Genomic DNA, 22967 nt, shown 5'->3' with positions numbered 1-22967 from the left:
TATGAGCTACTCCAACAACACTTTTCCGCAGTCTGAGTTCGGCAGTCCGTACGACGCCGAAACCCCGGTCAACCTGCGGGCGCAAACGCTGCGCCGGGTCACCGAACCCGACCCCGAACCCGAGGTGGACACCGAGCAGACCGACGTCGACGACACCGCTGTCGATGACCCCACCACTGGGGACACCGAGACCGCCCGGCGTGTGAGCGCCCGCGACGCCGCCGAAGCCCTGCGCGCGCAGATCACCGCACCCCGCAGCACCCCGCAACCAGGTGCCGGGGACGCCCCGACGGTCGAGTTCACCGCGCCCGCTGCACCGGTGCCTGCCCAGACCAGGCAGCCACGACCGGACGCGGCTCCCGATATCGAGGCCGATGAGGTCTACCGCGAGCAGGTCCGGCGGACCGGGTTGCTCGCCGCGAGCCCGGGCATCGAAACCGACCCGGCCGAGTGGGGCAAGCGGGGCTGGCTCAACCAGACCCTGGGCATGAAGCTCGCTCCGCAGCCCGACGAGATCGACTACCGCTACGACACCGAAACCATCACCCGCGCGGTCCTGCCGCCGTGGTTCCAGGTGATGATCGCCAACCCCAAAGGCGGACAGGGCAAAACCCCGACCACGCTGATGCTGTCCTACATCTTCGGCATGTTCTACGGCGCCGGGATCGTGGCATGGGACAACACCGAATCCAAAGGGACGCTGGCAGACCGGGCAGAAGCGACCACCGACGGTGAGCAGCTGCACGTGTGGGATCTGCTCGAGCACGCCGCCGAGCTCGCCGGCCCGAACGCCACCGCAGGCGCCCTGAACACCTACCTGCGCCGCCAACCCGGAACCAAGGTCGACGTCCTGGCCTCCGACAGCACCTCCTCGCGCGTCAAAGCCATCGGCGCGACCGAATGCGACGCCATCGCGGCCGTCCTGCGCCGGCACCGCGTCGGGGTGTTCGTCGACACCGCTGGAGAAGACCTGTCCGATAACTGGCAGTGGACGGCCGCGCACGCCCACCAGCTGGTCATTCCGATGACCTACCGCCGCGACGCAGCGCGGGCGGTCCTGGAAATGCTCGACGGTCTGCGCGGGCGCGGGGGGCGCGGCGACCTGGTGACCGGCGCGGTGGTGGCGATCGCGCCCACTCCCGGCAGCGCCGACCCCGCCGACCGGGACGCGATCATCGCTGACCTGCACGATCTGGGCATCACCCGGATCGTCGACGTCCCCTATGAGCCGCTGTTCGAAGGGTCCGGAACCCGGATCGCTGAATCGCAGCTGGCGTACACCACCCATGTGGCCTACACCCGGGTCGCGGCCGAGATCGCCGACCGTCTCGCGCATCTGCGGGTAGGTGCGCCCGTGGAGTACACCGCAGGCGAGGTGCCGGCGTCGATCACCCGGCCCGCCCCCTATAGCGCCCCGGTCTCGCAGCCGGGGTACGGCCCACCCGGGGCCTATCTGCAGCAGATGGCCGCCGCGCCGACCTGGCACCCCGGCTCCACGCAGCAACCCATCCCCGGCCCGATGCCGCCGCACCGGACCGATTCATTTCACACACAAGGAGGTAACCGATGACCAGCACCACCAACACCATCACCCGGCCACGCACCCGTCGTCGAGCGGCGGTGATCGCCGGACTCACAGCCCTGGCCTGGCTCGCCGGCACCGGAGTGGCCGGCGCCGAGACCGCCGGCAATACCGTTGTGCTGGCGGCGGCATGGAATCCCCTTGAAGGGATCTTGCCGGACTTCTCGCTCTGGGGAACCGGGGTCGGGGACAGCTGGCGCCGACTCATGGGCGCGTTCTGGGCAGCATGCCTAGCATGCTGCGCAATCTGGGTCATCGCGGCCGGCGCGAAAATGGGCATGGCCAACAAACGCGGCTTCGCCGGTCAGCAAGTCGAAGCCAAACAATCATTCTACGACGCCCTGGTGGGTCTGGGTGCCTGCGCCGGAGCCTCCATCTTGATCACCGGCGTTCTGTTCGCCGTCGGCGGATAACACCTCACTGCCCAGCTCAACCATCAACCGTTACAGGAGAACCCCACCATGAACGCACCCAGCCCCCGCGCCCGCAGGCCCATCAACGCCGCCAGTCCAGTGCCTCCCCGGGTCCGCGGCAACAACCACGCCCGACGCCGTTTCCGCGTCGCGCTCATCTTCGCTGCGGCGCTGGTGCTCACGCTGATCATGATCGCCATCAGCCTCGCCTTCTGACACCCACCCGAATCCACCACGGCTACCGCAAGATCAAAGGAGAACAACCTCATGATGGTCACTGACCCAGCCAGAACCACACCACCAACGCCTGACGCGCATCCGTGCGTGGCGACCCTAGTTGGGGGCGAGTGGTGATGGCCCGCAACTACAGCCAGGTCGGGGGCCCGCTAGCCGCCGGCAGCGCCACTGCAAAGCCGTCGCGTAAGCCATGGTGGATCGGTGGCGGCGCCCTGGCCGTCATCGTGCTGCTGGTCATCATCGTGGCCGCCTCGTGCGGCGGCGGCGGTGACAGCGGCGGTTCCGTTGACGGAGAGAAGAACTCAGCAACCCAGGGGATTGGATCCGCGCACGGACCGCAATCGATCACCAACGGCATCCCGTCGGGCTACACCCGGGACAAGCCGGGGGCTGTCACCGCAGCGGTCAACTTCATTCAAGCCCTGACCCAGGCCGATCAGGGACGGGTCTCCGGTGAGAAGTTGCAAGAGCAGGCGGTGGGAACCAACCCCACGCAAGCGCTGATCGACGTTCTCGATCAGGCGTCAGGCCGCGGTAAGACGGAGAACGTCTACAACACCATCCCTGTGCTGACGACAGTGACCTCGTTCGATCCCGCACGGGCGGTAGTGAGTGTGTGGCAACTGGATACGGGTCAGTCGAAGATCGGCACTGAGGGCAAGGTCGGGGTCCAGACCATCTGGTCGACGACGACCGTCACTCTGTCCTGGAGCGGTACCGATTGGAAGGCTGTCGATTGGCAGTTCGCACCCGGTCCGAACCCGGCCGACACCACCTTCCCTGAAGCAGAGTCTCCGCTGTCGCAGACAGCGACCGGCGGCTACTACAGCTTCTACGTCGACTAAACCCCTGCACTGGCGAGGGAGCATCTGGAATGAATCAAATGACCTTTCACGACGCGCCGCGAGATCGCGGTGGCCGCAGTCGGGCGCTGTGGACCAGAGTGGTGTTGCTAGTGGCCACTGTGCTGGTGCTGCTCACCGTAGGTGCTGGACACGCCGCGGCCGCCCCTGACGACGACGGCGGTATGACCGCCTCGAGTGGCGACGTCGGTCAGGGCAAAAAGCTCCCCGCCGGGCTGCCCGCAGAAATCAAACCGCTCATCGCCGGCACCGACGAGTTCAAGAATGGGCCCTGGTTCTCCGGAGCGTGCGCCGGCAAGGGCGGCGACATGGCTGGCTACCTCGCAGCCGTCTTCCCCAAGGAAGAGAAGATGCGGTACTGGCGCAAGACTGATGAGGAAAAGACCAAATTCCTTGCAGTCCTTGGCATAGGGGCAGGCGTCGGTTTCAAAGATGGAGACGGCGAGACCATCTCGCCCGAGACCATGCGCGACAACGACCAGGTCGCCCAGCTCGTTCGGGACAAGGGGGTCGTGCCGCCAGAGAAGATGCTCGGCAAAGCCTTCCCGAATGACCGTTCGGAGTTCTACCCATCGACCACACCTGTGTGCGCTGAGGACTTCAAACGCTGGAACGGCGAGAAGATCACCACCTGGGGGTTCGAGTGGGCCGAGCAACCTGACGCGGCATCGCTGCAGGCGATGACCGGGGGCGATAAGACCAAGACCGATCGGATCAAAGAACCCTGCAAGACAGGTGACCGCAACGGCTGGGCGTACTGCGAACACGCCTTCTTCGTCAACTGCGACAACGCCAGCAGAGGCACCGACCTGCAGCGCTGCACGGCATGGAACGTCGGTGTGGGGCGGATGTTCGACGAGACGGCCGCCTGGATCGACCGCAATACCAGCCTGTCCGAACGGATCGGCGACACGATCGAGGACCACCCGCTCTACAAGGGCGGCGCTGCGATCGTCAAGGCGTACTCGGACATGTGGCAGGGCGCCAAAGAGGTTGTCGAGTTCATTCAGGACCCCAGCGATGTGATCGGGAAGTGGGCCAACAGCATCAAGGCGTGGTCGATGGATCTGGTGCAACAGGTCCTGCCCGGGCTGGCTGATGCCGGTGACTTCGACTTCACCGCCGACTATTTCGCGGAGTGGTACGCCAAGTCAGTCGGGCTCGGTATCGCGCTGCTGTGCGTGCTGTTTCTGGCCGCCACTGTGCGCGCCTCCCGCAACGGTGGTGCCCGGGAGTTGATGTACAACACCGTCGGCTATCTGCCGGTTGCGGTGGTCATGATGATCTTCGCGCCGGGGGTGGCCTACCTGCTGGAGGTGTTCTTCGGGGCCCTGGCCGATGCCATCGTGGGCATCATCGGGACCTCCGTCGATGAGCTGGTCAACAACGTCTCCTCGACTCTGGGAGCGTTGACCAACGAAACCCTCGTCGGCGGCGTGATCATGGGGATCATCGGGTTTGGGCTTCTCGGGTTGGGCGCGTTCGCGCTGTACCTGGGCTTGTTGATGCACCAGATCGGAATTCCGTTGGCCTCGTGCGCCATGGCGATCGGGTTCGCGTTCTTCGTGTACCCGCCGTGGCGGAAGAAGGCGTTGCGGATTCCGTTCACCCTGATCTCGATCATGGCCAGCGTCCCGTTGCTGTTCTTCCTGCTGGGCATCGTGGCCGACATCATGAACTCGGCGTCGGTGAACGCCTCCCTGGGCAGCGGGGACCTTCAATCGCTGGGTCAGTTGGCGTTGATGGCGTTGTGCTTCATCGTGATCGGTCTCGCGCCGCTGTCGATGCTCAAGTGGGCACCGATCCTGCCCGACACCGAGGACGCGGACCGGATGGGCGATGGCGGCGGTGGCGGCGGCCAGGTCCTGGGCGCCGGCATGGGGGGAGCGATCGGGGCCTCCCGCGGTGCCAGCGGCGGTGGCGTAGGCGGCGGTGGCGGCGACCCGGTCGGCGGACAGGGCGCGTCGATGGCCAACAAAGCCACCAGCACCGCCGCCAACCATCACTCCATGCCGCACGGCGGCGGCGGCGGTGGCGGTGGCGGTGGCGGTGGCGGTGGGGGCCAGGGAAGCCAGGCTGGCAAGGGCATCGAAAAAGGCTCCAAAGGACTGGGCAAAGCCGCAGCGCTGACCGGGCCCGAAGGCGGCGCGGCCGGGAAACTGCTGGCCGCGGCTGGCGGTGTCGCCGGTAAGGGCGCGACCTTCGCCGGGCACGCGGCCTACGCGGGCGCGTCCGGCGGCACCAGAGCGGCGGCGATGAACGCCTCGAACCGCACCCATGGTGTGGCCGCGGATTCCGCACCCACCCCCGACAACACCTAACCGACGGTGAGAGAGCTGAACTGATGACAACCGAGATGCGTGAAGAAGTCCGGACCTCCATTCTGGGCGGCGAGGTGGCCTCGCGCGGGTTTCCGATCGCGCAGTCGATCGTGTGGACCGCCGGCGCGCTGGGATCGATCGCTGCGCTGGTAATCATCGGTGGGCAGTTCGGCGGCATCGCCGGACTCCTGGCCTGCGCGGTCATCGCCATATCCACATTGGGATCCACGCTCAAGTTGTTCAACGATGAATCACTAGCCGGGATCGGCGCTCATCGTGTAGCGACGTGGTGGCGGCGGCGCGATGGTCGTCATGTGTGGCTCACCCCCGGCGACCCGGAGCTCGGTATCGCCGCCGACCCCGACTACGGCAACCCCGACGTCGATCCGGGCTGGACCAGCCCACCCGCCCTGGGGGCGTGTGAGCCGCTGGACCTGACCGGTACAGGCCTCGACGATCTGTTCATCCTGTGGCACCACAACCCGGGGGAGCGCCCGTACTTTCAGATCATCTTGGCCGTGCAGGGATTGGCCGAAGGGCTGCGGTCAAACGAGCGGTGGGCCCAGAACCAGGCCGCCTACAGCGAATCGGTGCTCAACGCCGCCGCCCGCGACACTGTCTTCACCCGCAGCCTGCAACTGGTGCTGAGGGTCGTGCCCGCGGATCTGGACCCGCACCAGGAGTGGGTGGAGCGCAAAGTGGCTCAACTGCCACCCGAGCGGGTCGAACAGCTCACCCCGGCCATCCGATCCTACGGCCATCTCATCGACGACGCCCGGCCGCACTCGGAGGAACCGCACTCGTATCTGTCGATCGCGGTCCCGGAGAACGGGCGGCTGATGCGCGAAGCCTCCCGTATCGCCACCGGTAAGAACGCGAAACCCGAGGGCGGTGTCGCCCAAGTCATCCGCGACGAAGCAGCCCGCATCCAGCGGTCGTTGCAAGCGGCCGGGTTCGGCCGCGTCGATGTCCTCGGTGAGCAGCGCGCGTGCGCGGTGATGCGAGCGATGATCAACCCCTCGTTCGCCCTCGACCGGCACCAGGGCGCCAATTGGTACAACTGGATTCCCACCTTCTTCGGCGGCCGCGACGCGGTCCTGGTGCGCCGCTCCACCGACCCCGACCGGCGCGAGGAGTTCTGGCACACCCGCGTCGGGATCGTCCCGCCCAGCTCCATCCCGCCGGTGCATCTGGGCCCCGCCTGGCTCACGCCGCTGCTCTCGCGGGTCGAGCCCGACCCCGGCGACCCCGGCGACGGCCTGCCGCCCTCGCCCACCATCCGCACCATTTCAGTACGCCTGGATCTGGTGCCGGCGCGGATTGCCCGTCTGGCCACCAAACGCCACGCCACCACCGACGCCGCCAAAGCCATCGAACTGGAGAAGAAGGGCCAGATCAGCGACGGGTCCGAAGAAGTGATGGCGTCCTCCTCAGCGCGGCGGCGCGAGGACCTCAAGGCCGGTAGCGGCTACCACGGGGTGATCTGGTCCATGGCGATCGCGGTCACCGGCCGCGACGGCGACGACCTGGACCGGGCCTGTGCCCGCGTCACCGCCGCCGCCGGCGATTCAGCGATCACCGAGATCCGCTGGTGCGACGACGACCACGACATCGCCCAGTTCTGGACCCTGCCCCTTGGCCGCGGTCTGGCACGCACCAAATTCACCCGCAACTAAACCGAAAGCGTCTGCTGATGAGCACACCGACCGGCCGCCACGGCCACCACCCTGCCGAAGACTTCTACGCCGACGAGGACCCATCGCGGATGGCCGCAGCCCGCGGCTGGATGCGGTGGGTGCTCGGACGCGACGAGGCCCCGGTGTACCTCGACGACAACGGCGTCGAGCGCTACGACCTGGAGGAGGCGGCGCTTCTCAACGAGCAAGCCCGCCAGCGGGGTTCAGAGATCGACCTGGACGGTTGGGGTTCCTACGGGTCGATGATGGAACGCCGTGACCCGCCGATGCGCAAACGCTGGCTCGATCGCTCCGGCTGGTACGAACGCCGTCCCGCCGGCGGCTGGACCACCACCCGCCAGGCCGAAGCGCTCAACCTCTTCACCACCCGCCGCGCCGTGCAGCACTCCGGGCTCATCACCGGACAAAACCTGATGGGCCAATCAGTCGTCCGCCTCGACCCGTTCGAACTGTACAAAGAAGGCGTCATCGACGGGGTCAACACCTGCAACATCGGCGACGTCGGATCCGGCAAGTCCTCGGACATGAAAACCAGTGCCTTCCGACAACTCCTGCTCAACCGGCAAGTGGTCGTATTCGACAAGAAACGCCAAGGTGGCCGCGGGGAATACGGAGCGATCGCCGATGTCCTGGGCGTGAAGTCGATCGAGTTCCTCCGCGACGGCGCCGGGGTCAGCCTCAACCTGCTCGACCCCGACATCTCCACCGACGGCCGCCACCAAGGCGGCATCGAAGGCGTCGTCCCGGCCGGGCAACAATCGCTGCTGCTGGCCGTCCTCAAAGACGCCATGGAACAACCCATCACCCCGGCCATGCGCGCCGCCGTGCGCCGCGCCCTGGCCATCGTTAACGACCGCGCCCGGGCCGCCGGCCGCGAACCACTGCTCAAAGAAGTCGCCTACCAACTCCTCGACCCCGACCCCGGCCTGTCCTCGGCAGCTGATCAAGCACTGCGCACCGGCACTGACCTACCACCGTCGATCCTGGAAAACCTCGGCGACGGAGCCTACTTCGGTACCCGCTGGGCCGGGCGCTCCCTGGAATGGGGCGTCGATGCCGGCCTGACCCTGCTCGAACTCATCGATGGCGAACTACGCGGCCTGGTCGATCAACCCACCAGTCCCGAAGTCCGCGCCGCCCTAGAGCATCCGTTCGTGCACTTCGACATCTCCGGCCTGCCTGAGCAGGGCAAAGCCGTGCAGGTCGTGATGACGACGGCCCAAACGTGGCTGTCGAACCGGCTCGCGGCCCGCTCCTCCAACCGCACCCAAACCGTCGAAGTCTTCGAAGAAGGCTGGTCCCTGGGAGATGGGTCCACCGGCGACACCGCCCGAGCGAACATGAAACTATCCCGCGGCCTGGGCCTGTCGACCGCCAGCGCGTTCCATCACCTCTCCGACCATCCCGCCGACTCCCCGTCGCGGGCGCTGATGCAAGAAGCCGACATCGTCAAGCTCTACAAACAGGGCCGCGCCGACGACGCCGAGGCGGTCTGCGACATGTACCATCTGCCGCCCGAAACCCGTGATGTGCTCATGCAACTCGGACGCGGACAGTGCCTGGTCGTGATGAAAAACCGCGACCCCATCCTCATGCAACACATGCGCTCGAGCGACGAAATCGCGCTCACCAACACCAACGACGTCCTCGAAGGAACGCCCGCCTAGACCACCGTCCGCGCGCGCCCACTGACACATCCGATGCAAGACCAAAGGAAGGCCCCGACCATGCGATCACCCGTGACACCCCGACTGATTCGGCGCGTACAGCAACTCTGGACCAGTACCACCCCTAGTGCTCTCGACACCGAGGATCTCGATGAGGTCGATACGTCATACCGCTACACCGACGGCTATAGCGAGCAGGCCATCGCCCTGGCAGATGCACTGGTAGACAACGGATTGACGCCTCGGACGACACTAGGAAGCTCCTGCGGTCACGGCGACACCTACACTCTGTCCGCCGATGCACCGTTGCCGCAGTGGCTGCACCGAGCCCTGTCGGGAGCAGTGTTCACCGACCCCGAAGGGCCCTGGCCCGAGTGGGGACGCACCACCACACCCATCGACTGGCCAGCACTCATTGCCCAGCACCCCGACTTCCTAGCCCCTGACGCCGACTGCTTCGCGCCCCACAGCGCCACCTGGGAAGCCATCACCGACGCCTTCACCCGTGCCCGCACGGCCGACGAGTTCGCAGCGCTCGACGTCATCCTCTGGGTCAGCCCCGACGCCACCATCCTCGTCGAGCCCTGGGCAATGACCTCCCCGCACCTACCCCTGCCTGTGGCGCAGGCGATCACGGCCACCTTGAGCGACAGCGGCCGGCCCCATCGCCTCCTGCACCCCAACGACGGCGATCAGGCAGATGGCTTTTGGCTCCTCACCAACTGACCCCGCATCGCAACCCGCGATCAGCCCACCCAAGGGCACGAGAACACCGATCACACAACGAAGGAGACAGACCATGACACAGAGCGATGACTGGAACACCGCCGAGACCGCAGTGGCAGAGGGCGCGCAGGCGCTGCGGGCCGCACGCACCCACCGCGAGATCCGGGCGTGGGCCGACACAGCGGGAGTGACCACCAAAGCGCTGTGGCCGAAAGTCAAAACCGAGATGCGCAAGCAACTCGACATCGACTACGACCAGATCCGGGACCAGACCACTGCTGCCGAGGCGGCCGAGCTCGCGACCGCAGCGTCAGCGGCGCCGGTCATCGAACTGTGCAGCGCCGGCGACGGTGAGGTCGGCACCTACGCGGTGTGCGCGGCCGACAACGACCACGAATCCTGGTACGGCGAGTTCCATGCCAAAGACATGATCTACCGGGTCGGTGATGATCTGTCTGCCGAACGCTCCGCTGCTGACAAAGCGATCTTCCTGGCCGGCAAAGCCCGCGAGAAAGCGGGCCTGGATTCGGTGCGGCTGATCCTGCACACCAGCCACCACGACCTGACCGCTCAGGACCTGGCCGCGACCGCTTCGCGGCATCGGGTTGCGGTGACCGTCGAGCTCTCCGATCAGAACCCGGCCATTGCGCTGTGCCGCGCGCCGGGCTACCGGACCTGGCGGGAGATCAAACTCGACGCCCTCCTTCCCGCGTCATGACCGCCGAAGAGGCAACGGCGGCGCTCGCGGACGATCCCGCGCAGCTGCTCGGCGAGGCTGAACAAGCATTAATCGACGCGGGCGGCGAACCGGAGGCGAGCACCCGCCGCCGCTGCCACGCTCACCACGCCGCTGTGCAGGCCAGTGACGTGATCGTGCGCCCGGAATCGACTCCGACTCAACGGGAGCAGGCGAGGTCGGTGTTACGCGACGCGCTGGCGTGGTCCGAGCTGGACCGACCGAGCCGGGTCAGCACGCGATGAACGCGGGCGTGGCGTGCAGTCAGCACCCCCAGACCCGGCGGCGGCGCTGGACTCGGTGCGAGGCCATCGTCGACGCTGTGGCGGCCGCTCCCGGCCGCGTCGACGAACGCGGCATCTACCGGGCGATGACCGCTGCCATCGCCTGTCTGGGACCGTCGGCGCGGCTGCACCTGGATTTCCTGCCCGCCGGGGCGGGCTCGTCGGTGTTCGTCGTCGCCGACCTCACCACCGATGCCGGCGCCCACGCCGGCCGCACTGCGCTGGCCCGCGCCTGCGCACAGATCATTGCCGACCCCACCGGCTACGGGCTGTCGGCGGCCACCGCTGCTGCTGCTTTGAACGAACGAGAGGACTTCGTCTGATGTTTGACCACCCACTGCCCCTGACCTGGCCGCGAGAAGTGCTGCACCGCGCACAGTTCCAGCACCACAAAGCAGCCCAGACCATGACCGGCGTCCCCGCCGCGCAGCACGGACTGGTCGCCGAGATCCTCTACTCGTGCGACCCACGGCAGTGGACGAATATCGACGAGCAGACCGACAAACAGCTCGCCGCGCTGATCTACCGGGCCCTGACCAGTTACCTCGACCCACTCGACGTAGCAGCCCCGCCGGTCGCGCACTGGCTCTCACTGGTGCGGGGCCAGATCGCCTACACCGCCGGTATCGACGAGGGAGAGCTGCGATGAGTACTCCCGGGTCCCGGCCCACCCCGACCCCGCCACGAACCCCGATCATCGCGTGGTGGGTGTGGCCGCTGGCACTCGCGGTGTTCGTGGCCACCGCCACCATCCCCTTCGCCGGGGCACTGTCGGGTCTGCTGGCCGGACACGGATTCGCCTGGCCATCGGGCCCGTTCGGGGCCGGCGGCTACAAAGCCGTATTCACCTCCCCGGCAGATCCGGCCGCCGCGTGGCCCTCGCAACCGGTCCCGGGCGGGCCGGTGCTGACCTGGCTGATGATGATCGTGTGCTTCGTTGTCGCCGGGGCACTGTCCGGGGTCGGCGAATCCATCGCCCAACGCAGAGCGCAACGCAAGAACGGACGACATTCCGGTCTCGGCGACGACCGAGAACTGGTGCGGTTGCAGATGAACGAAAAAGGCGCCGCCGAGAAGGCGCGGCAGGACTTCGGTTCCCTCGCCGAACGCCGCCCGTCGAGTATCGATTCAGCGGCGGCGGCAACGTATCTCGGTGACAACGTGATCGGCGGATCGCCGATCTTTCTGCAGCACCGAGACTGTGTGCTGTGCTTCGCCCAGACCGGCGCGGGCAAAACTGCACGATTGGCGGTGCAACGCTGCTGGGATGCTCCCGGTTTTCTGCTGGCCACCTCCACCAAACGCGACCTGGTCGAATACACCTACAAGTACCGCTCCGCGGTGGGGCGCGTGGAGATCTTCGACCCGGAGAACCTGATCGGCCACCCCCACCCGATGCGGTGGTCGTTGCTGTCGGGGTGCACCGACGAGCGGGTGGCCACCCGGCGGGCCGAAGCATGGGTCAAAGCAGTGCCCATGGGGGACACCAAAGATGCCTCGTTCTGGCAGGGGAAAGCGCAAACGTTGATGCGCTGCTATCTCTACGCTGCTGCCGCCGAAGGTCTCGGACTCGAAAAAGTGCGGGCGTGGGTGACCAACCGGCGGGCCACACAGCCGCTGGAGATCCTCGACATCGTCAACACATCGTGGGCCGCTGAGCTGCGCCAGATCGTCGAGAGCGAAGCCGATTCCAGCGAAGACATGTTCCATGCCGTCTCCACACTGGTCGCGCCGCTCTCTGACCCGCGCCTGATGGCGGCTGTGGACACCCCGGCCGCCGAGTCCGTCGACCTGGCCGACCTGGTGCTCGGGGGACCGAACACGCTGTACCTGCTCTCCGACGGAACGAGCGGGTCGGTCGCACCGATCGTGGCGGTCCTGGCCAGCGAAGTGCACCACCTGCTCAACCGGCATTCGCAGCGAGTACCGGGCCGCCGGCTCGATCCACCCGCCCGCCTGGTGCTCGACGAGGTCAACACCGTCGCACCGATCCCGGGCCTGCCGGGGATGATCAACGACATCGGCGGCCGGGGCATCAGCATCTGGGCGTTCGCACACAACCGCACGCAAATGCATGTGCGCTGGGGGCAGACCGAAGGCGATTTGTTCATCAACTCAGCACCGGTCCGGATCGTGCTGGCCGGTATGACAGATGATCGCCACCTCGAGGAGCTGTCCTCGCTGTCGGGGACGATCGAGGAGTACGAGCCGATCACCGACCCACAGCACCCACCGCGCTTGCGGACCCGGCGGGTCTTGGAGAAACACGAGATCCGCCAGCTCGACTCCGACCACGGGCTGATGATCACCCGCGGCGCGGCACCGTTTCTGGTGCACCTGCCCACAGTGTTCGCTCGCAAAGAATGGAAACGTGAAATCGCAGCCTCGACAGCTGCGTTCGAGAAAGTGTGCCCGTCCACCGGCGAGGACCCCGACACCATCGCACCGGTCAGGAGATGGGCATGAGCACCCCCGCGCCGTCGACGTTCGCACCAGGGCCGCTGAACTGGCGGTACCTCGATGCCGTCGAAGCAGCCGCACTATGGGATGAACTGATCGACTGGGTCGAATGGCTCCGGCACCGGTACGGCCTCACCCACAACAAACTGCCCGGCTGCTGGCCAAACCACCCGGCCGCGGTAGAAGAGCTGACCGCACTCATGGCCGGGCACACCGCGTCCTATCAGCGGTTGAGTACGCCCAAAGGCCAAGTGGTGCGCTACCACGATCAGATGATCGTCTGGCACCGACTGGAAATGTGGTCGTGCCTGGAGCGGATTCGGGCGAACGCCGCCGTCGGCGACTGCACCGCGGACGAGTGCAATGCTCGCCCGCGGGCGGTGCCGCCGCTGACCTCCACTGCGCGCCAAACCATTGCCGAGGACCTGCGCGGCCGGGCTGTGCCCACGGACGTGACGGTCCTCGATGAGGTGGTCATGGCAGAACTGATGGAACGCGGCGAGGCCGTCGATGATGACAGCGGAGTCAACTTCGCCGGTGCGGTGTGGACCTACAACCAGAGCAGTCGCCGATTCCATCGCGCCGCCGATTCCGCTACAGAGGCGGTCGATACATAGCGATGCGTGTGTAGCGATCCCGCGCCCGGCTGCTGCGTAGTCCGTGCGCGATCGCTTCTGAGACCCGGTCCCATGCAGCCCCTGCTGCGTGGTGCCGCTACGGGCGAGAGTTTCACCAGCTCGGCGTCACCGGATGTTATTCCCGGCCAGGAACATCCCGTGACACCGCATCGCTGGTGGGACTCTCGTCCCTTTTCATGTGTGTGCCCGGCGCTTTACAGGTGCCGTCCGTTGCCACGGTCATGTGTGCGCCCGTTCTCACGGCCGCGTGAATGGTCGAGCTGGTTGTAGTGAGCGTGTTCGTGTTCGGACTCTGCAGCCCGCGCCGCGTGCTCCCGCTCGGCCGCCATCGCCCGTTGGTGCTCGTTCAGTGCCCGTTCGAGATTCTTGTAGTGGCCGCGACCGTTACCTGCCTCCGGCATCGAGCCCAGCGGGTGCTCGTCGACGTCGATCTGGTGCTCGCTGCGCCAGGCGGCGACGTGCCCGGCGAGCTGCTCCCACCGTTGCTGCGTGGCGGGTTCGGTCGGGCGGTCACCGAGCGCTTCACTCCACAGTGGTCGTTGTTCGGCGACGCTGCGGCCTTCCTGGCGCACGGCGTCCGCGACTGCCTGGTAGCGGGCACCGGCGCCGCTATCGCCAAGCGGGGGCGCTGGAATCCACGGTGGCACCGCAGGATCGACAGCCCCGCGCGTGGGATCAGGATGCAGCGTGCGCCACGCGGAGACCAGTGCGTCGCGGTCGGCCGTGGGGTCGTCGCGGTCGCGGGCGACGCCTGCCACCCACCGTGAGACCAGCATCTTGCCGGCCTCGCCGGTGGCCCGTTCGCGGTCCCGGATGTCGTCGACAATGCCGGCGAGCTGCGGGTCGGACAGGTCGATGCGGGCGGCCGCCAGATGACGGGCGGCGGTGGCGTTTTCTTCGAGCCAGCGTCGACGATCCACTGCCTGCGCCCGCGGCAGGGACTGTTCGATGTGGTCGGCGATGGCCGCGGCGGAGATGTCGCGCTCAGCCGCGTAGAGGTCTCGGGCGGCGATGGCCACCACTTTGTCGGGGGTGTGTCCGGCGCGCTCGGCCCGGCCCAGCAAGGCGCTCAACCGGGCGGTCTCGGGATCGTGTTCCACCTGGGGGCGGTCCTCGGCGGGTAGTACCGCCAGACCGGTATCGAGGCGGGTCCGGTCGATGTCGGCGAGGGTGCGGCGGTAATCGGCCACTGCGCCGGTCAGCGGGTCGGTGCGACGCGCGACCGCATCCTGATGCGCTGCAGCGCCGGCCGCGCACCAGTCCGCCAGCTCAGCATCGATGCCGGGGTGACGCGGTGGCAGCGGCGCCAGCCAGTCCGGATCGGTCCGTGCGGGCAGGGGTGTTGTGGCCCGCAGTTCGCTGATCCGATGCACGATCAGCGCCGCCGGGTCGTGCGCATCAGCCAAGGATCGGTGATCGCCCAAGGCGTCGGTCAGCAGATGAACGGGGTGTCCGCCGGCGTCGTGTTCGGTCACCAGGACCTCGCGCAGGCGGTAGTAGCTGTCGGGGTGAGCCTCGCGCATGGTGTGGTGAATCGTCTCGGGCAGAGCCTGTTCCAGGACTCGATCGAGGTAGGCGTCACGCAGGATGCGTTGCCCGGCGTGGTAGTGGATCGCCAGGCGTTCGGGGTCGTGGGCGGCGGCCAGAGCTGTCCGCAGTTCTTCGGTGGCGGTGCGTTGACCGTTGTCCCGGCCGACCGACACCTTGAGCAATTCGATGGCGGTCGGTGCGCGCTGCACGCCGTCGACGTGAACCTTCTCGACGTCGATCGGCAGTTCCTGATCCAGCGGGACGTAGGCGTGGTTTTGGGAGCGCCCGCGCGTGAGTCCGACGTACAACCCGGACAGGTTCGTCGAGACTGAGTGCAGCATCCGGGTCACATCGACGGTGAGACCTTGAGCGCGGTGGATGGTCATCGCGTAGCCCAGTTCGGTGTGCTCACGCACGTAGTCGGCGCTCAAGCGGACGGTGCCGTGGTGGTCGCGGTGGCGCAGGGTCAGGGTCTTGTCGCGGTGCACTTTCACCACCGTCCACACGTCGCCGTTGCGGACATAGGAGCCGGGGCGGGTGCCGCCTTTGGTGCGGCCATCAGGGCGACGGTTGTTGGATCGGGTGACGACCTGGTCGCCGACGCCGGCCATGTGCTGATCGGACAACCCCACCAGACGGCCGGTGCGGGCGACACCGTCGGCGCGGCGAATGGACTGGATCGCTTGGTTGAGCTCGCGCACATCGTTGACCGTCGAGGCCAGGACAATGCTGTTTCGGCCGGCGTCGAGGTCGGCGATATGGTCGTCCACCACATGGGTTTTCAGTTCAGCCAGGGTGCCATCGTGCACCCACCCACGGCGGGCGTAGAGGTCGATGGCGGCCGGGTCACCGGCCCGCAGATCCATCGAGTTCTTGGCCTGCACATGGTCATCGCCGAACCGCACGACCTCGTCGAGTTCGGGTGCGTAGGTGTGCTCAGCCAAGGACCGCAGCAGGCCACCGGATTCGACGGCGTCGAGCTGCGCGGGGTCGCCCAGGGCGCGGATGATCGCGCCGCGCTCATGCGCGATGGACACCAGTGCGTCCCAATCGGCGGTGCACATCATCGACGCTTCGTCGACGAGCAGCACCGTGCCGGGACCGATGGGAACTGACTCGACGATGGTTCCCGCTGCGATCCCGGAGTCGGCCATCTTGCCCCGATAGGGGTAGGTCAGGCGGGCCACGGTGATGCCGTCGATACCGATTTCCTCGCCCAGGTTTTCAGCGGCGACCGCCGACGGTGCCAGGGCGATGACGTTGTGTCCGGCGGCTTCCCACGCGCGGGTGGCGGCGGTCATGGCGGTGGTTTTACCGGCGCCGGCCGGGCCGACACCGACGGCGAGCAGCGCACCGGAGCCGGTGAAATGCTCCACCAGGGCGCGTTGGCCGGGGTTGAGTTCGCGGCCGTTCTCGGCCTGCAGCTGCTCGCAGATGTGCCCGACATGCGCGCGGGTGAGCACGTGCCCGGTGGGGGTCGCGGCGGCGGCGTGCACCCGGTCTTCAGCGGCCAAGACGGCGGTGGTGGTGAGCAGGGTTTCGTCGTGGCGGACCAGCTGGGATTCGCCGTTGGCGCGTTGCAGCGCGGCCGGGGTGGGCGCGAACTCGGGTGTGGCCAGGGCGATCACCTGGCCGCGTGCGTGGTCGATCACGGCGTCGATCGCGGCCCTGCGGGCGGCTGGATCGTCGAACGCCACGGTCGCTACATGTGCTTCGGCGGCGCCGCGCAGCTGGTGCATCGTCCACGAAGACCGGCGCTGCGAGAGCTTCTCGATCACTTGCTCGGCTTCGGGCTGCACCCCCTCGAACGGGCGGTCCACGGCGCTCTCGCGGCCCATCACACGGTCCATCATGCGACCCAGCGCACGCTCGGAACCGACGATCGCCAAGGCTCGATCGCGCCACCCGACGCGCAGCTCGGCCAGCGAAGCGCCAGTCTGTTTACCCTCGCGGGTGTCGAGGTTGGCCTGCTGCATCATCCGGTACATGGTGCGTTTGGCCGGCATATATCCATGCTCGTCGCGGTAGGTGCGCAGCAGCTCGTCGTAGCGGGCCTCGATCGCTGTACGCCGGCCGGAGAACCCTTCACGCAGCTCCGGGAGGACCCCGGCGATCTCGATGACCGCCTGGCGTCCTTCGCCCATATCGCGGACCTCGCGGCCGACGCCGAGCTCGCGGCACACCAGGTCCATGACCGCACCGTTGTAGCGCTGCGAGTGCGCCACCGCCGCACGGTGCAGCGCTTTAGAGTCGATGGATCGCCACACCCCGTCGGTGCCCTGGACCTTCTGTGACACCGCGGCGTGGGTATGAAAGTTCGGGTCACCGGCGCGCGAATCGTAGTGATCGAACTGCGCCACGATCAGCCCTTTGGTGTCGACCTGCAGTTCGCCACTGGCCCCGGAGCGGGTGAAAATTGCTTCCTTCTGCAGGTGCGTGATGGCGTCGTTGACCGCTTCATGGTGGCAGCGTTCGATAGTCCGGCGGGTGTTCTCATCACCCAACGCCCACAGCACCGACACCGACTTCGGGGGAGTAAACACCAGGTCGAACCCCGCAACGGGCTGGCGCACTTTGCCTTTCTCGTGGGCCATCCACGACACCAGCTCGCGATCGGTGAGCGGGGCGCGGCCCTTGTCGTCTTCGAACAAACGGCGGCCGTGGCCACGTTCGATCTCCCGCAGTTCGGCGACCGTCGGGCGGCGCTTGTGATCGGCGACGAACGCTGCCGCGCTCATCTCCGTGGCGTTCACCAGCTCGATATCGTTGCTGTACTTCGGGAACCGGCGGCCCAGTCGGGCGGCTTTGATCGCCGCATCGGGCTTCATGCCCTCGTCGATCATCGACTCGATCAGGGCATCGGCGTTGGGGTGCAACGCTTCCCCGAACAGCGCCTTCATTTGCGCTTCGGCGACCGTGCCGTTGACCATCAAAGCCTCGTGGGCGCGGCCGCCGGCCAGGCGCTCGTCCTCGAGCGCGATGAGCCCATCGCCCCACCACATGCCCGGGGGAGTGCCGTGGGCGGTGTAGTAATCGGCCAGCTCCTGGCCCCGCTCGCGCTCGCGATCTGCACTGGCCACCTGGTCAGTGAGATAGCTGTAGCCGTCACCGGCGTGCAGCACGTGCAGGGTCATCACCGGAGCACCATAACCCGCGCGCAGCCGGGTCGGAAGAAACCAGGCCGCCCCATATTCAGATGATCTGCCAGAGGTGTGTCAGATCTCAACACCACACAGCAACGCTGTGGAACAAAAGGGCAGGTCATCGGCAGAAGACACGACCAGAAGGGAGCGCAGCAACCGCAATCTTGAAAAATCACGACAGGCAGACCAAGACAGAGAACGAGCACACCAGCACCAGGACGAGGCCCCCAGGGCCGAGAACGGGCGGTGTGCGACACCGGCGGCGATAGGTCTGCCAGAACCCCCACTCGGCCACCACACTCCGGTAGCGTGGGTGCTGCATTCCACTGGCGTCGAGTGCATGGAAGAGAACCCGCGGCACTGACCCCTACCCAAAGGGGCCTGAGCCGGACGTTCGGACACACCCTGTGCGGGTTGTCCCATGGAACAGATTGTGAGGGCCCCGACTGATGGCTACCACCGACAAGAAAGTCTCTGCGCGCGAGTTGGCGCGCAAAAAAGTAGCGGCGCAGCGCGAAGCGCAACGCCAGCGCGACAAAGACAACGAAACCGATCTCGCAACGGTCATCCAGGCCGGCGACACTGTAGCGGCCGCCGAAGCGGTCCGCGACAAAGCAATCCTGGCCGCCCGCAGCAAATGCGACGACAAGATCGCCGGCGCGCACGCCCGGATGGGCGCAGCCTTGACCGCGATCCGCGATCGCGGTGAAACCATTGCAGCGCTCGCCGAACTGAGCGACCTCACCGACGGCGAGGTGCGGCGACTGATCAAGCTGCACACCGACACCGCGCCAAACCCGGCCCGCAGCGACTCCTCCGGGGAAGGTGCAGCCGAGGCGAGCGAGCCACCCGCAGCACCGCAACCGTCTGCGGCCGAGGCGGGTGAACCCGACACACCGCCGGGCGGCGATCACGGCCAGGGGCCGGCCGCGCTGGCATCGTAGTCACCTATGACCAGTCACCGACTCGTCGTCGACCCGTTGGTCCACGCCGGCGAGATCGCCCGCTTTGAGCGGCTGGTCATCGCCGGACCGGGCGACAAAGCGTGCGCGGTGTTTGCCGCCGCCATCGGCGACGACGGGTACGGCCGGTTCTGGCTCGGCCGACCCGATGGCCCGAAAGTGGTCAGGGCGCAGCGGTTCGCCGTCGCCGCCGCCGAAGGCGAGATCGCGGCCGGGCTGGTGGCCATGCACGAATGCGACAACCCACTGTGCGTGCGCGTCGGGCGCGGGCATGTCGTGGCCGGCACCCAGTCCGACAACCTCACCGACATGGGATACAAAGGGCGCGGAGGTGGCAGCGGATGGGGCCGAGGCACCACCGGCCTCGACCGCGCGGCCCGCCGGGCCCGCGCGCACGCCATCCGCGCCGCCATCACCAGCCACGGCGGCTGGAACAGCGCGGCGGTCTCAGAAGCGTTAGGCGCCGGAATGCCCGGGCAGCAAACACTCTTCGCCATGGACATCCCGATCCAGTAGCGGCGCCTAACGCTTCTCGTGCGGCGGGCGTTCGTTGTCGGTCGATGGATTGACAGCGGCGCGCGTGCCCTGGGCGGGGTTGATAGGTTCCGGGCACATCACGTTTTAGTCGACATCGGGGGATGCCATGAGATCTGAGTCCAATCCACTTGTCCGACGGGTCGGTCTGCGGCTAGCCGCGATCGCCGTGGGCGTGTCCATGTTGTCGGGGATTGCGGTCGCCGACGTGGCCGCTGCGCCGAGCCCACCGGCCGGGATGGTCAACCCGAAGCCCGCGCCGCCTAAACCGGCACCAATCCAGGCGAAGCCCAAGCAACAGGCGCCGCCGGCACCACCGCAGCAGGCGCCCGCGCCGAAGCCCAAGTCGGCTCAACCGGCGCCGCCGAAGCAGCGCAAGCCGATCGCGACACCCGACCGGGGGCCGAACAAGAGCGAACCGAAGACCAAGGCGCAACCAGCATCGCCCCCGACCAAGAAGAGAAACAAGAACAGGGACAAGCCGGACAAGATCTCGCCGGCGACGGCCCTGGACCAAACGCAGACACCATCGACGCCGTCACCGTCTGCGACGACCACAACACCCAAGACCACAGCACCGAAGACCCCGGCACCCAAAACCCAAGCACCCAAGACCACCACGCCCGCTCCACGCACAACAGTCCAACCCGGACCTGGGGTGCCCGAGCCCCCCACATCGATCACTGGTCGGACAAAGCACGGAGATGCTCAAGTCACCGGTCGCGACGGTGGCCGCGGCGTCAACGACCAAGCAATCGAGGACGCGTTCAACAGCGGCAACCCGAGCATCGAACGCGATGAGCTGGGCCGGTGGAGCTTCAAATACGTTGGCCCGAACGCCACGATCGTTCTCAATCCAGCTGGCGAGATCGTTACTGCGATCGCGACGAACCGGGGTGGGTGGCGGAACGCTCCACCGCCACCACCATCGACTACGTCTCCGCCGCCTGTGGTGACCGTTCCGCAGGCACCGACGATGCCGCCGCTGCCGACTCTGCCTCCGCTACCGGAGATCAAGGTGCCTACCGTCCCGTTGGGCACCTGTGGACAATTGGGTGGCTACCTGTTGTGCATGCCACCTGATCCCAACGGGCCGGCGACCGCATGACCGGAGGACTGCCGAACGGAGCCGCAATGCTCGAGCAGCTGGACGCCGCCCAGCGCGATCTCCTCACGGCGGTCTTGCGGCGCCGAGATCCTGAACTCGAATCAGAAGTCGCCGGATGGACATCCCCGACGACCGCCCAGATCGGCCGACTGGCTCAAGCGCTGCAAACCGAGACAGCCACGAGCACCGACGAAGACTGGGAGCCGACCGAGTATGGGAAGTCGGTCCACCGCCTGATGGTCGACATCATGAACCTGTGGCCGTACCCAGACTAATCGGCCGGGCGACACCGCCCGGAGGCACTAGCGGGTGGGGATAGGCGCGAGCAGTGACAGTCCGGGTAGCCGCCAGATCACCAGGGCCAGGTGTGAGCGCCAGAGGCGGTGCTTGATGGCGTAGAGCCAGTGTCCGGCGAGCCACAGCCCGAGCCCGATCGCGGCTTCGGTGACGTAGTGGGTGCCGGCGAGTGCACTGGAGTGCAGGGCGATACCGCCGAGGCCGTCGATGAGCAGGATAATGCCGACCACGCGGGCAACGGCGGACCCGATGCCCCACAGGAGCATCGCGGCGACCGCGAGTGCGGCGGCGACGAAAATGATCGCGGCCATGGTCATCCTTCTTTCTGCTGGACCGGTCGGTGGTTGGCGCTCAGTGTGCCTGGGCCCTCTGACAACTGGCGGGGTCTACTCGGGCGGCGGGCACTTTCCCCACAGTCCGAAGTCTTTCGACTGGGCGTTGCGTTCGGCAGCGCGGAACGTGTCGCGGTAGCGGTATCGGGTGTCGCGGTAGGTGTATTCGCGGGCCGCGCCCGCTTCGATCAGTGCGAGGTTGAACAGCCGCTGATCGTGCACGGTCCACACGTACGCCAGGTGCCGGCCATAGCGGTCGGTGTCTCCGGCCGCGGGATCGGCCTCCAGGCGCACGACCCGTCCGGTGAGCATGGCGCTGGTGTACTCGGATGCTTGTGGGCCGAAGCAATCGACCGGTGCGCCGGGTTTGGCTGTCTCGGGGGTGTCGACGCCGATCAGACGGACCGTGCGGTCCTCACCAGTGGCGGTGCGAACAACGATGGTGTCGCCGTCGATGACTCGGGTGACGGAGACCTCCGGGCCCGCTTCAGCCGGAACTCCGGTCGCCATGGTGATCGAACTGCTCACAGTGTCGGTGGGTGCGGCGTTGCTGTCGGTCGTGCAGCTCGTCAGCAGCGCGGCCACGGCCGCCAGGCTCGCCGCGACAGCGGTGGTGGTGCGTCGACGATCACTCATCGTCGTTCTCTCTTTCCTCGCGTGCGGCCCGGATCTCGGCGAGCATGCGGTCTCGCTCGTCCTCGGCGGTGCTCTGTCCACGGGCCACCCGCAGGACTGCGGCAATGTCCTTCTCGGACAGCTCAGTGCCGGTTTCCATCACCTCACCGGCATTCACTCCGGCCAGGATGCGCTGCTCTCGTGGGGTCAGAGATTCGTCGGCCATGGCGTTGATCTCCTCGTGTGCCCGTGGGCGGTGTCAGCGACTCATGCCGCGGTGGTGCCCAGGTGATTCCGGCCCGCCGTACCCGCGATAGCGGGTCTCGTGCTCGGGGTGCTGGGTGTAGCTGACTGGTTCGGGGTGCTGCTCATAGGTGAGCGGTTCGGGAGTCAGGCTCAGGTGCTCGACCCGGTCGTGTTCTTCGGTGCCGGCGGTCGGGGCGTGCGGGCGGTCGATGGTGATGTGATCAAACACCGGCAGCATCTCCCGGTGGTGGGGCAGGTACTGGCCGAGGTCCGGGCGGGTGAGCATCGATCGCTGGTTCCATACGTCGGGATGCACTGTCTCGAAGTCGAAGTCGAACTGCGTCTGCTCGGTCAGGTGTGCCAGGAACAGTTTGCTGGCGCGGCCATTTCCCTCACGAAACTTATCTTTAGGAATCTCCCGAAACATGGGCGTGAAATGCGGTTCTGCGTCGCAGACAGTGTCGTTGACGAGCTATAGCTCGGGTCTGGCTGTGGCTGTCAACTGATGCCCGACCCCGCTGGGGCTTGATTCGGCTCCAGTTTCGCGAGCGGGTCGCTCGTGGCCCTGTTAGCCTG

The 22967-nt window shown here is 67.0% G+C and carries 23 protein-coding genes; 18 read left to right on the top strand and 5 right to left on the bottom strand.

The annotated features are described in order from the left end of the window. Position 1: 1 nt before the first annotated feature. The 14 genes from DFR67_RS23300 (at position 2) to DFR67_RS23240 (ending at position 13603) form a co-directional block, all read left to right on the top strand. Complete coding sequence (locus tag DFR67_RS23300; protein ID WP_110471880.1) at positions 2-1570, top strand: hypothetical protein; 1569 nt, start codon at positions 2-4, stop codon at positions 1568-1570. Then, on the top strand, positions 1567-1995 hold the full coding sequence (locus DFR67_RS23295; protein ID WP_110471879.1) for a hypothetical protein: 429 nt from the start codon (positions 1567-1569) through the stop codon (positions 1993-1995). The genes DFR67_RS23300 and DFR67_RS23295 overlap by 4 nt, the downstream gene beginning before the upstream one ends. Positions 1996-2043: 48 nt before the next feature. Next, positions 2044-2211 carry a hypothetical protein gene (locus tag DFR67_RS30620; RefSeq protein WP_158540018.1) on the top strand — a complete coding sequence of 56 codons (168 nt, stop codon included), beginning with the start codon at positions 2044-2046 and terminating at the stop codon, positions 2209-2211. Between the two features lie 137 nt (positions 2212-2348). Next, positions 2349-3077, top strand: coding sequence for a DUF8175 domain-containg protein (locus tag DFR67_RS23290; RefSeq protein WP_146240517.1), 729 nt, complete (start codon positions 2349-2351; stop codon positions 3075-3077). Positions 3078-3115: 38 nt separating this feature from the next. Further along, the gene (locus DFR67_RS31420) at positions 3116-5416 is read left to right on the top strand and encodes a hypothetical protein (protein ID WP_170135271.1); all 2301 of its coding nucleotides are present in this window, start codon (positions 3116-3118) and stop codon (positions 5414-5416) included. Positions 5417-5439: 23 nt separating this feature from the next. Further along, positions 5440-7092, top strand: coding sequence for a hypothetical protein (locus DFR67_RS23280; protein ID WP_110471876.1), 1653 nt, complete (start codon positions 5440-5442; stop codon positions 7090-7092). Between the two features lie 17 nt (positions 7093-7109). Continuing rightward, positions 7110-8780 carry an ATP/GTP-binding protein gene (locus DFR67_RS23275; RefSeq protein WP_110471875.1) on the top strand — a complete coding sequence of 557 codons (1671 nt, stop codon included), beginning with the start codon at positions 7110-7112 and terminating at the stop codon, positions 8778-8780. A 60-nt stretch (positions 8781-8840) separates the two neighbouring features. Next, entirely contained in the window at positions 8841-9506 is a 666-nt protein-coding gene (locus tag DFR67_RS23270) for a hypothetical protein (RefSeq protein WP_110471874.1), read from the top strand. A gap of 73 nt (positions 9507-9579) precedes the next feature. After that, the gene (locus DFR67_RS23265) at positions 9580-10224 is read left to right on the top strand and encodes a hypothetical protein (protein ID WP_110471873.1); all 645 of its coding nucleotides are present in this window, start codon (positions 9580-9582) and stop codon (positions 10222-10224) included. Beyond that, positions 10221-10487: a hypothetical protein gene (locus tag DFR67_RS23260; protein WP_110471872.1), complete on the top strand. Its 267-nt coding sequence runs from the start codon at positions 10221-10223 to the stop codon at positions 10485-10487. The genes DFR67_RS23265 and DFR67_RS23260 overlap by 4 nt, the downstream gene beginning before the upstream one ends. Beyond that, on the top strand, positions 10484-10849 hold the full coding sequence (locus DFR67_RS23255) for a hypothetical protein (RefSeq protein ID WP_110471871.1): 366 nt from the start codon (positions 10484-10486) through the stop codon (positions 10847-10849). Before DFR67_RS23260 ends, DFR67_RS23255 begins: the two co-directional genes overlap by 4 nt. Then, a complete protein-coding gene (locus tag DFR67_RS23250; protein WP_110471870.1) occupies positions 10849-11175 on the top strand; it encodes a hypothetical protein in 327 nt (108 codons plus the stop codon). The genes DFR67_RS23255 and DFR67_RS23250 overlap by 1 nt, the downstream gene beginning before the upstream one ends. Continuing rightward, positions 11172-12992 carry a type IV secretory system conjugative DNA transfer family protein gene (locus DFR67_RS23245; RefSeq protein WP_110471869.1) on the top strand — a complete coding sequence of 607 codons (1821 nt, stop codon included), beginning with the start codon at positions 11172-11174 and terminating at the stop codon, positions 12990-12992. The genes DFR67_RS23250 and DFR67_RS23245 overlap by 4 nt, the downstream gene beginning before the upstream one ends. Then, positions 12989-13603, top strand: a complete 615-nt coding sequence (locus DFR67_RS23240; protein ID WP_146240516.1) for a hypothetical protein — start codon at positions 12989-12991, stop codon at positions 13601-13603. The genes DFR67_RS23245 and DFR67_RS23240 overlap by 4 nt, the downstream gene beginning before the upstream one ends. Positions 13604-13818: 215 nt before the next feature. Here the strand turns inward: DFR67_RS23240 and mobF are convergent, their stop codons facing one another. Further along, positions 13819-18288, bottom strand: coding sequence for a MobF family relaxase (mobF, locus tag DFR67_RS23235; protein WP_110471867.1), 4470 nt, complete (start codon positions 18286-18288; stop codon positions 13819-13821). Positions 18289-18746: 458 nt separating this feature from the next. On the opposite strand from mobF, the gene DFR67_RS23230 reads away from it, so the two are divergent. The 4 genes from DFR67_RS23230 to DFR67_RS23210 all read left to right on the top strand — a co-directional run bounded on the left by DFR67_RS23230 (position 18747) and on the right by DFR67_RS23210 (position 21176). Then, positions 18747-19241 (top strand): hypothetical protein, encoded by a 495-nt coding sequence (locus DFR67_RS23230; protein ID WP_110471866.1) that lies wholly within the window; start codon positions 18747-18749, stop codon positions 19239-19241. Positions 19242-19247: 6 nt separating this feature from the next. Further along, entirely contained in the window at positions 19248-19775 is a 528-nt protein-coding gene (locus tag DFR67_RS23225; RefSeq protein WP_110471865.1) for a hypothetical protein, read from the top strand. Positions 19776-19902: 127 nt separating this feature from the next. Continuing rightward, positions 19903-20901: a hypothetical protein gene (locus tag DFR67_RS30300; protein ID WP_146240515.1), complete on the top strand. Its 999-nt coding sequence runs from the start codon at positions 19903-19905 to the stop codon at positions 20899-20901. A gap of 26 nt (positions 20902-20927) precedes the next feature. Then, entirely contained in the window at positions 20928-21176 is a 249-nt protein-coding gene (locus DFR67_RS23210) for an NAD-glutamate dehydrogenase (RefSeq protein ID WP_146240514.1), read from the top strand. A 27-nt stretch (positions 21177-21203) separates the two neighbouring features. Here DFR67_RS23210 and DFR67_RS23205 read toward each other — a convergent pair whose 3' ends face one another. The 4 genes from DFR67_RS23205 to DFR67_RS23190 all read right to left on the bottom strand — a co-directional run bounded on the left by DFR67_RS23205 (position 21204) and on the right by DFR67_RS23190 (position 22818). After that, positions 21204-21509: a hypothetical protein gene (locus DFR67_RS23205; protein ID WP_146240513.1), complete on the bottom strand. Its 306-nt coding sequence runs from the start codon at positions 21507-21509 to the stop codon at positions 21204-21206. Positions 21510-21584: 75 nt separating this feature from the next. Continuing rightward, positions 21585-22166: a thermonuclease family protein gene (locus DFR67_RS23200; protein WP_110471860.1), complete on the bottom strand. Its 582-nt coding sequence runs from the start codon at positions 22164-22166 to the stop codon at positions 21585-21587. Next, a complete protein-coding gene (locus DFR67_RS23195; RefSeq protein ID WP_110471859.1) occupies positions 22159-22371 on the bottom strand; it encodes a hypothetical protein in 213 nt (70 codons plus the stop codon). The genes DFR67_RS23200 and DFR67_RS23195 overlap by 8 nt, the downstream gene beginning before the upstream one ends. Before the next feature lie 33 nt (positions 22372-22404). Further along, entirely contained in the window at positions 22405-22818 is a 414-nt protein-coding gene (locus tag DFR67_RS23190; RefSeq protein ID WP_110471858.1) for a hypothetical protein, read from the bottom strand. Positions 22819-22967: the final 149 nt, after the last annotated feature.

Source organism: Williamsia limnetica (assembly GCF_003217475.1).
Lineage (GTDB): Bacteria > Actinomycetota > Actinomycetes > Mycobacteriales > Mycobacteriaceae > Williamsia > Williamsia limnetica.
Note: the sequence above shows the minus strand (reverse complement) of the source record. Positions and strands in the feature narration are given on the sequence as shown.

Bases quoted from the DNA above. Each gene is read 5' to 3' on its own strand.
- DFR67_RS23300 (WP_110471880.1), top strand. From the start codon at position 2: ATGAGCTACTCCAACAACACTTTTCCGCAGTCTGAGTTCGGCAGTCCG.
- DFR67_RS23295 (WP_110471879.1), top strand. From the start codon at position 1,567: ATGACCAGCACCACCAACACCATCACCCGGCCACGCACCCGTCGTCGA.
- DFR67_RS30620 (WP_158540018.1), top strand. From the start codon at position 2,044: ATGAACGCACCCAGCCCCCGCGCCCGCAGGCCCATCAACGCCGCCAGT.
- DFR67_RS23290 (WP_146240517.1), top strand. From the start codon at position 2,349: ATGGCCCGCAACTACAGCCAGGTCGGGGGCCCGCTAGCCGCCGGCAGC.
- DFR67_RS31420 (WP_170135271.1), top strand. From the start codon at position 3,116: ATGACCTTTCACGACGCGCCGCGAGATCGCGGTGGCCGCAGTCGGGCG.
- DFR67_RS23280 (WP_110471876.1), top strand. From the start codon at position 5,440: ATGACAACCGAGATGCGTGAAGAAGTCCGGACCTCCATTCTGGGCGGC.
- DFR67_RS23275 (WP_110471875.1), top strand. From the start codon at position 7,110: ATGAGCACACCGACCGGCCGCCACGGCCACCACCCTGCCGAAGACTTC.
- DFR67_RS23270 (WP_110471874.1), top strand. From the start codon at position 8,841: ATGCGATCACCCGTGACACCCCGACTGATTCGGCGCGTACAGCAACTC.
- DFR67_RS23265 (WP_110471873.1), top strand. From the start codon at position 9,580: ATGACACAGAGCGATGACTGGAACACCGCCGAGACCGCAGTGGCAGAG.
- DFR67_RS23260 (WP_110471872.1), top strand. From the start codon at position 10,221: ATGACCGCCGAAGAGGCAACGGCGGCGCTCGCGGACGATCCCGCGCAG.
- DFR67_RS23255 (WP_110471871.1), top strand. From the start codon at position 10,484: ATGAACGCGGGCGTGGCGTGCAGTCAGCACCCCCAGACCCGGCGGCGG.
- DFR67_RS23250 (WP_110471870.1), top strand. From the start codon at position 10,849: ATGTTTGACCACCCACTGCCCCTGACCTGGCCGCGAGAAGTGCTGCAC.
- DFR67_RS23245 (WP_110471869.1), top strand. From the start codon at position 11,172: ATGAGTACTCCCGGGTCCCGGCCCACCCCGACCCCGCCACGAACCCCG.
- DFR67_RS23240 (WP_146240516.1), top strand. From the start codon at position 12,989: ATGAGCACCCCCGCGCCGTCGACGTTCGCACCAGGGCCGCTGAACTGG.
- mobF (WP_110471867.1), bottom strand. From the start codon at position 18,288: ATGACCCTGCACGTGCTGCACGCCGGTGACGGCTACAGCTATCTCACT.
- DFR67_RS23230 (WP_110471866.1), top strand. From the start codon at position 18,747: ATGGCTACCACCGACAAGAAAGTCTCTGCGCGCGAGTTGGCGCGCAAA.
- DFR67_RS23225 (WP_110471865.1), top strand. From the start codon at position 19,248: ATGACCAGTCACCGACTCGTCGTCGACCCGTTGGTCCACGCCGGCGAG.
- DFR67_RS30300 (WP_146240515.1), top strand. From the start codon at position 19,903: ATGAGATCTGAGTCCAATCCACTTGTCCGACGGGTCGGTCTGCGGCTA.
- DFR67_RS23210 (WP_146240514.1), top strand. From the start codon at position 20,928: ATGCTCGAGCAGCTGGACGCCGCCCAGCGCGATCTCCTCACGGCGGTC.
- DFR67_RS23205 (WP_146240513.1), bottom strand. From the start codon at position 21,509: ATGGCCGCGATCATTTTCGTCGCCGCCGCACTCGCGGTCGCCGCGATG.
- DFR67_RS23200 (WP_110471860.1), bottom strand. From the start codon at position 22,166: ATGAGTGATCGTCGACGCACCACCACCGCTGTCGCGGCGAGCCTGGCG.
- DFR67_RS23195 (WP_110471859.1), bottom strand. From the start codon at position 22,371: ATGGCCGACGAATCTCTGACCCCACGAGAGCAGCGCATCCTGGCCGGA.
- DFR67_RS23190 (WP_110471858.1), bottom strand. From the start codon at position 22,818: ATGTTTCGGGAGATTCCTAAAGATAAGTTTCGTGAGGGAAATGGCCGC.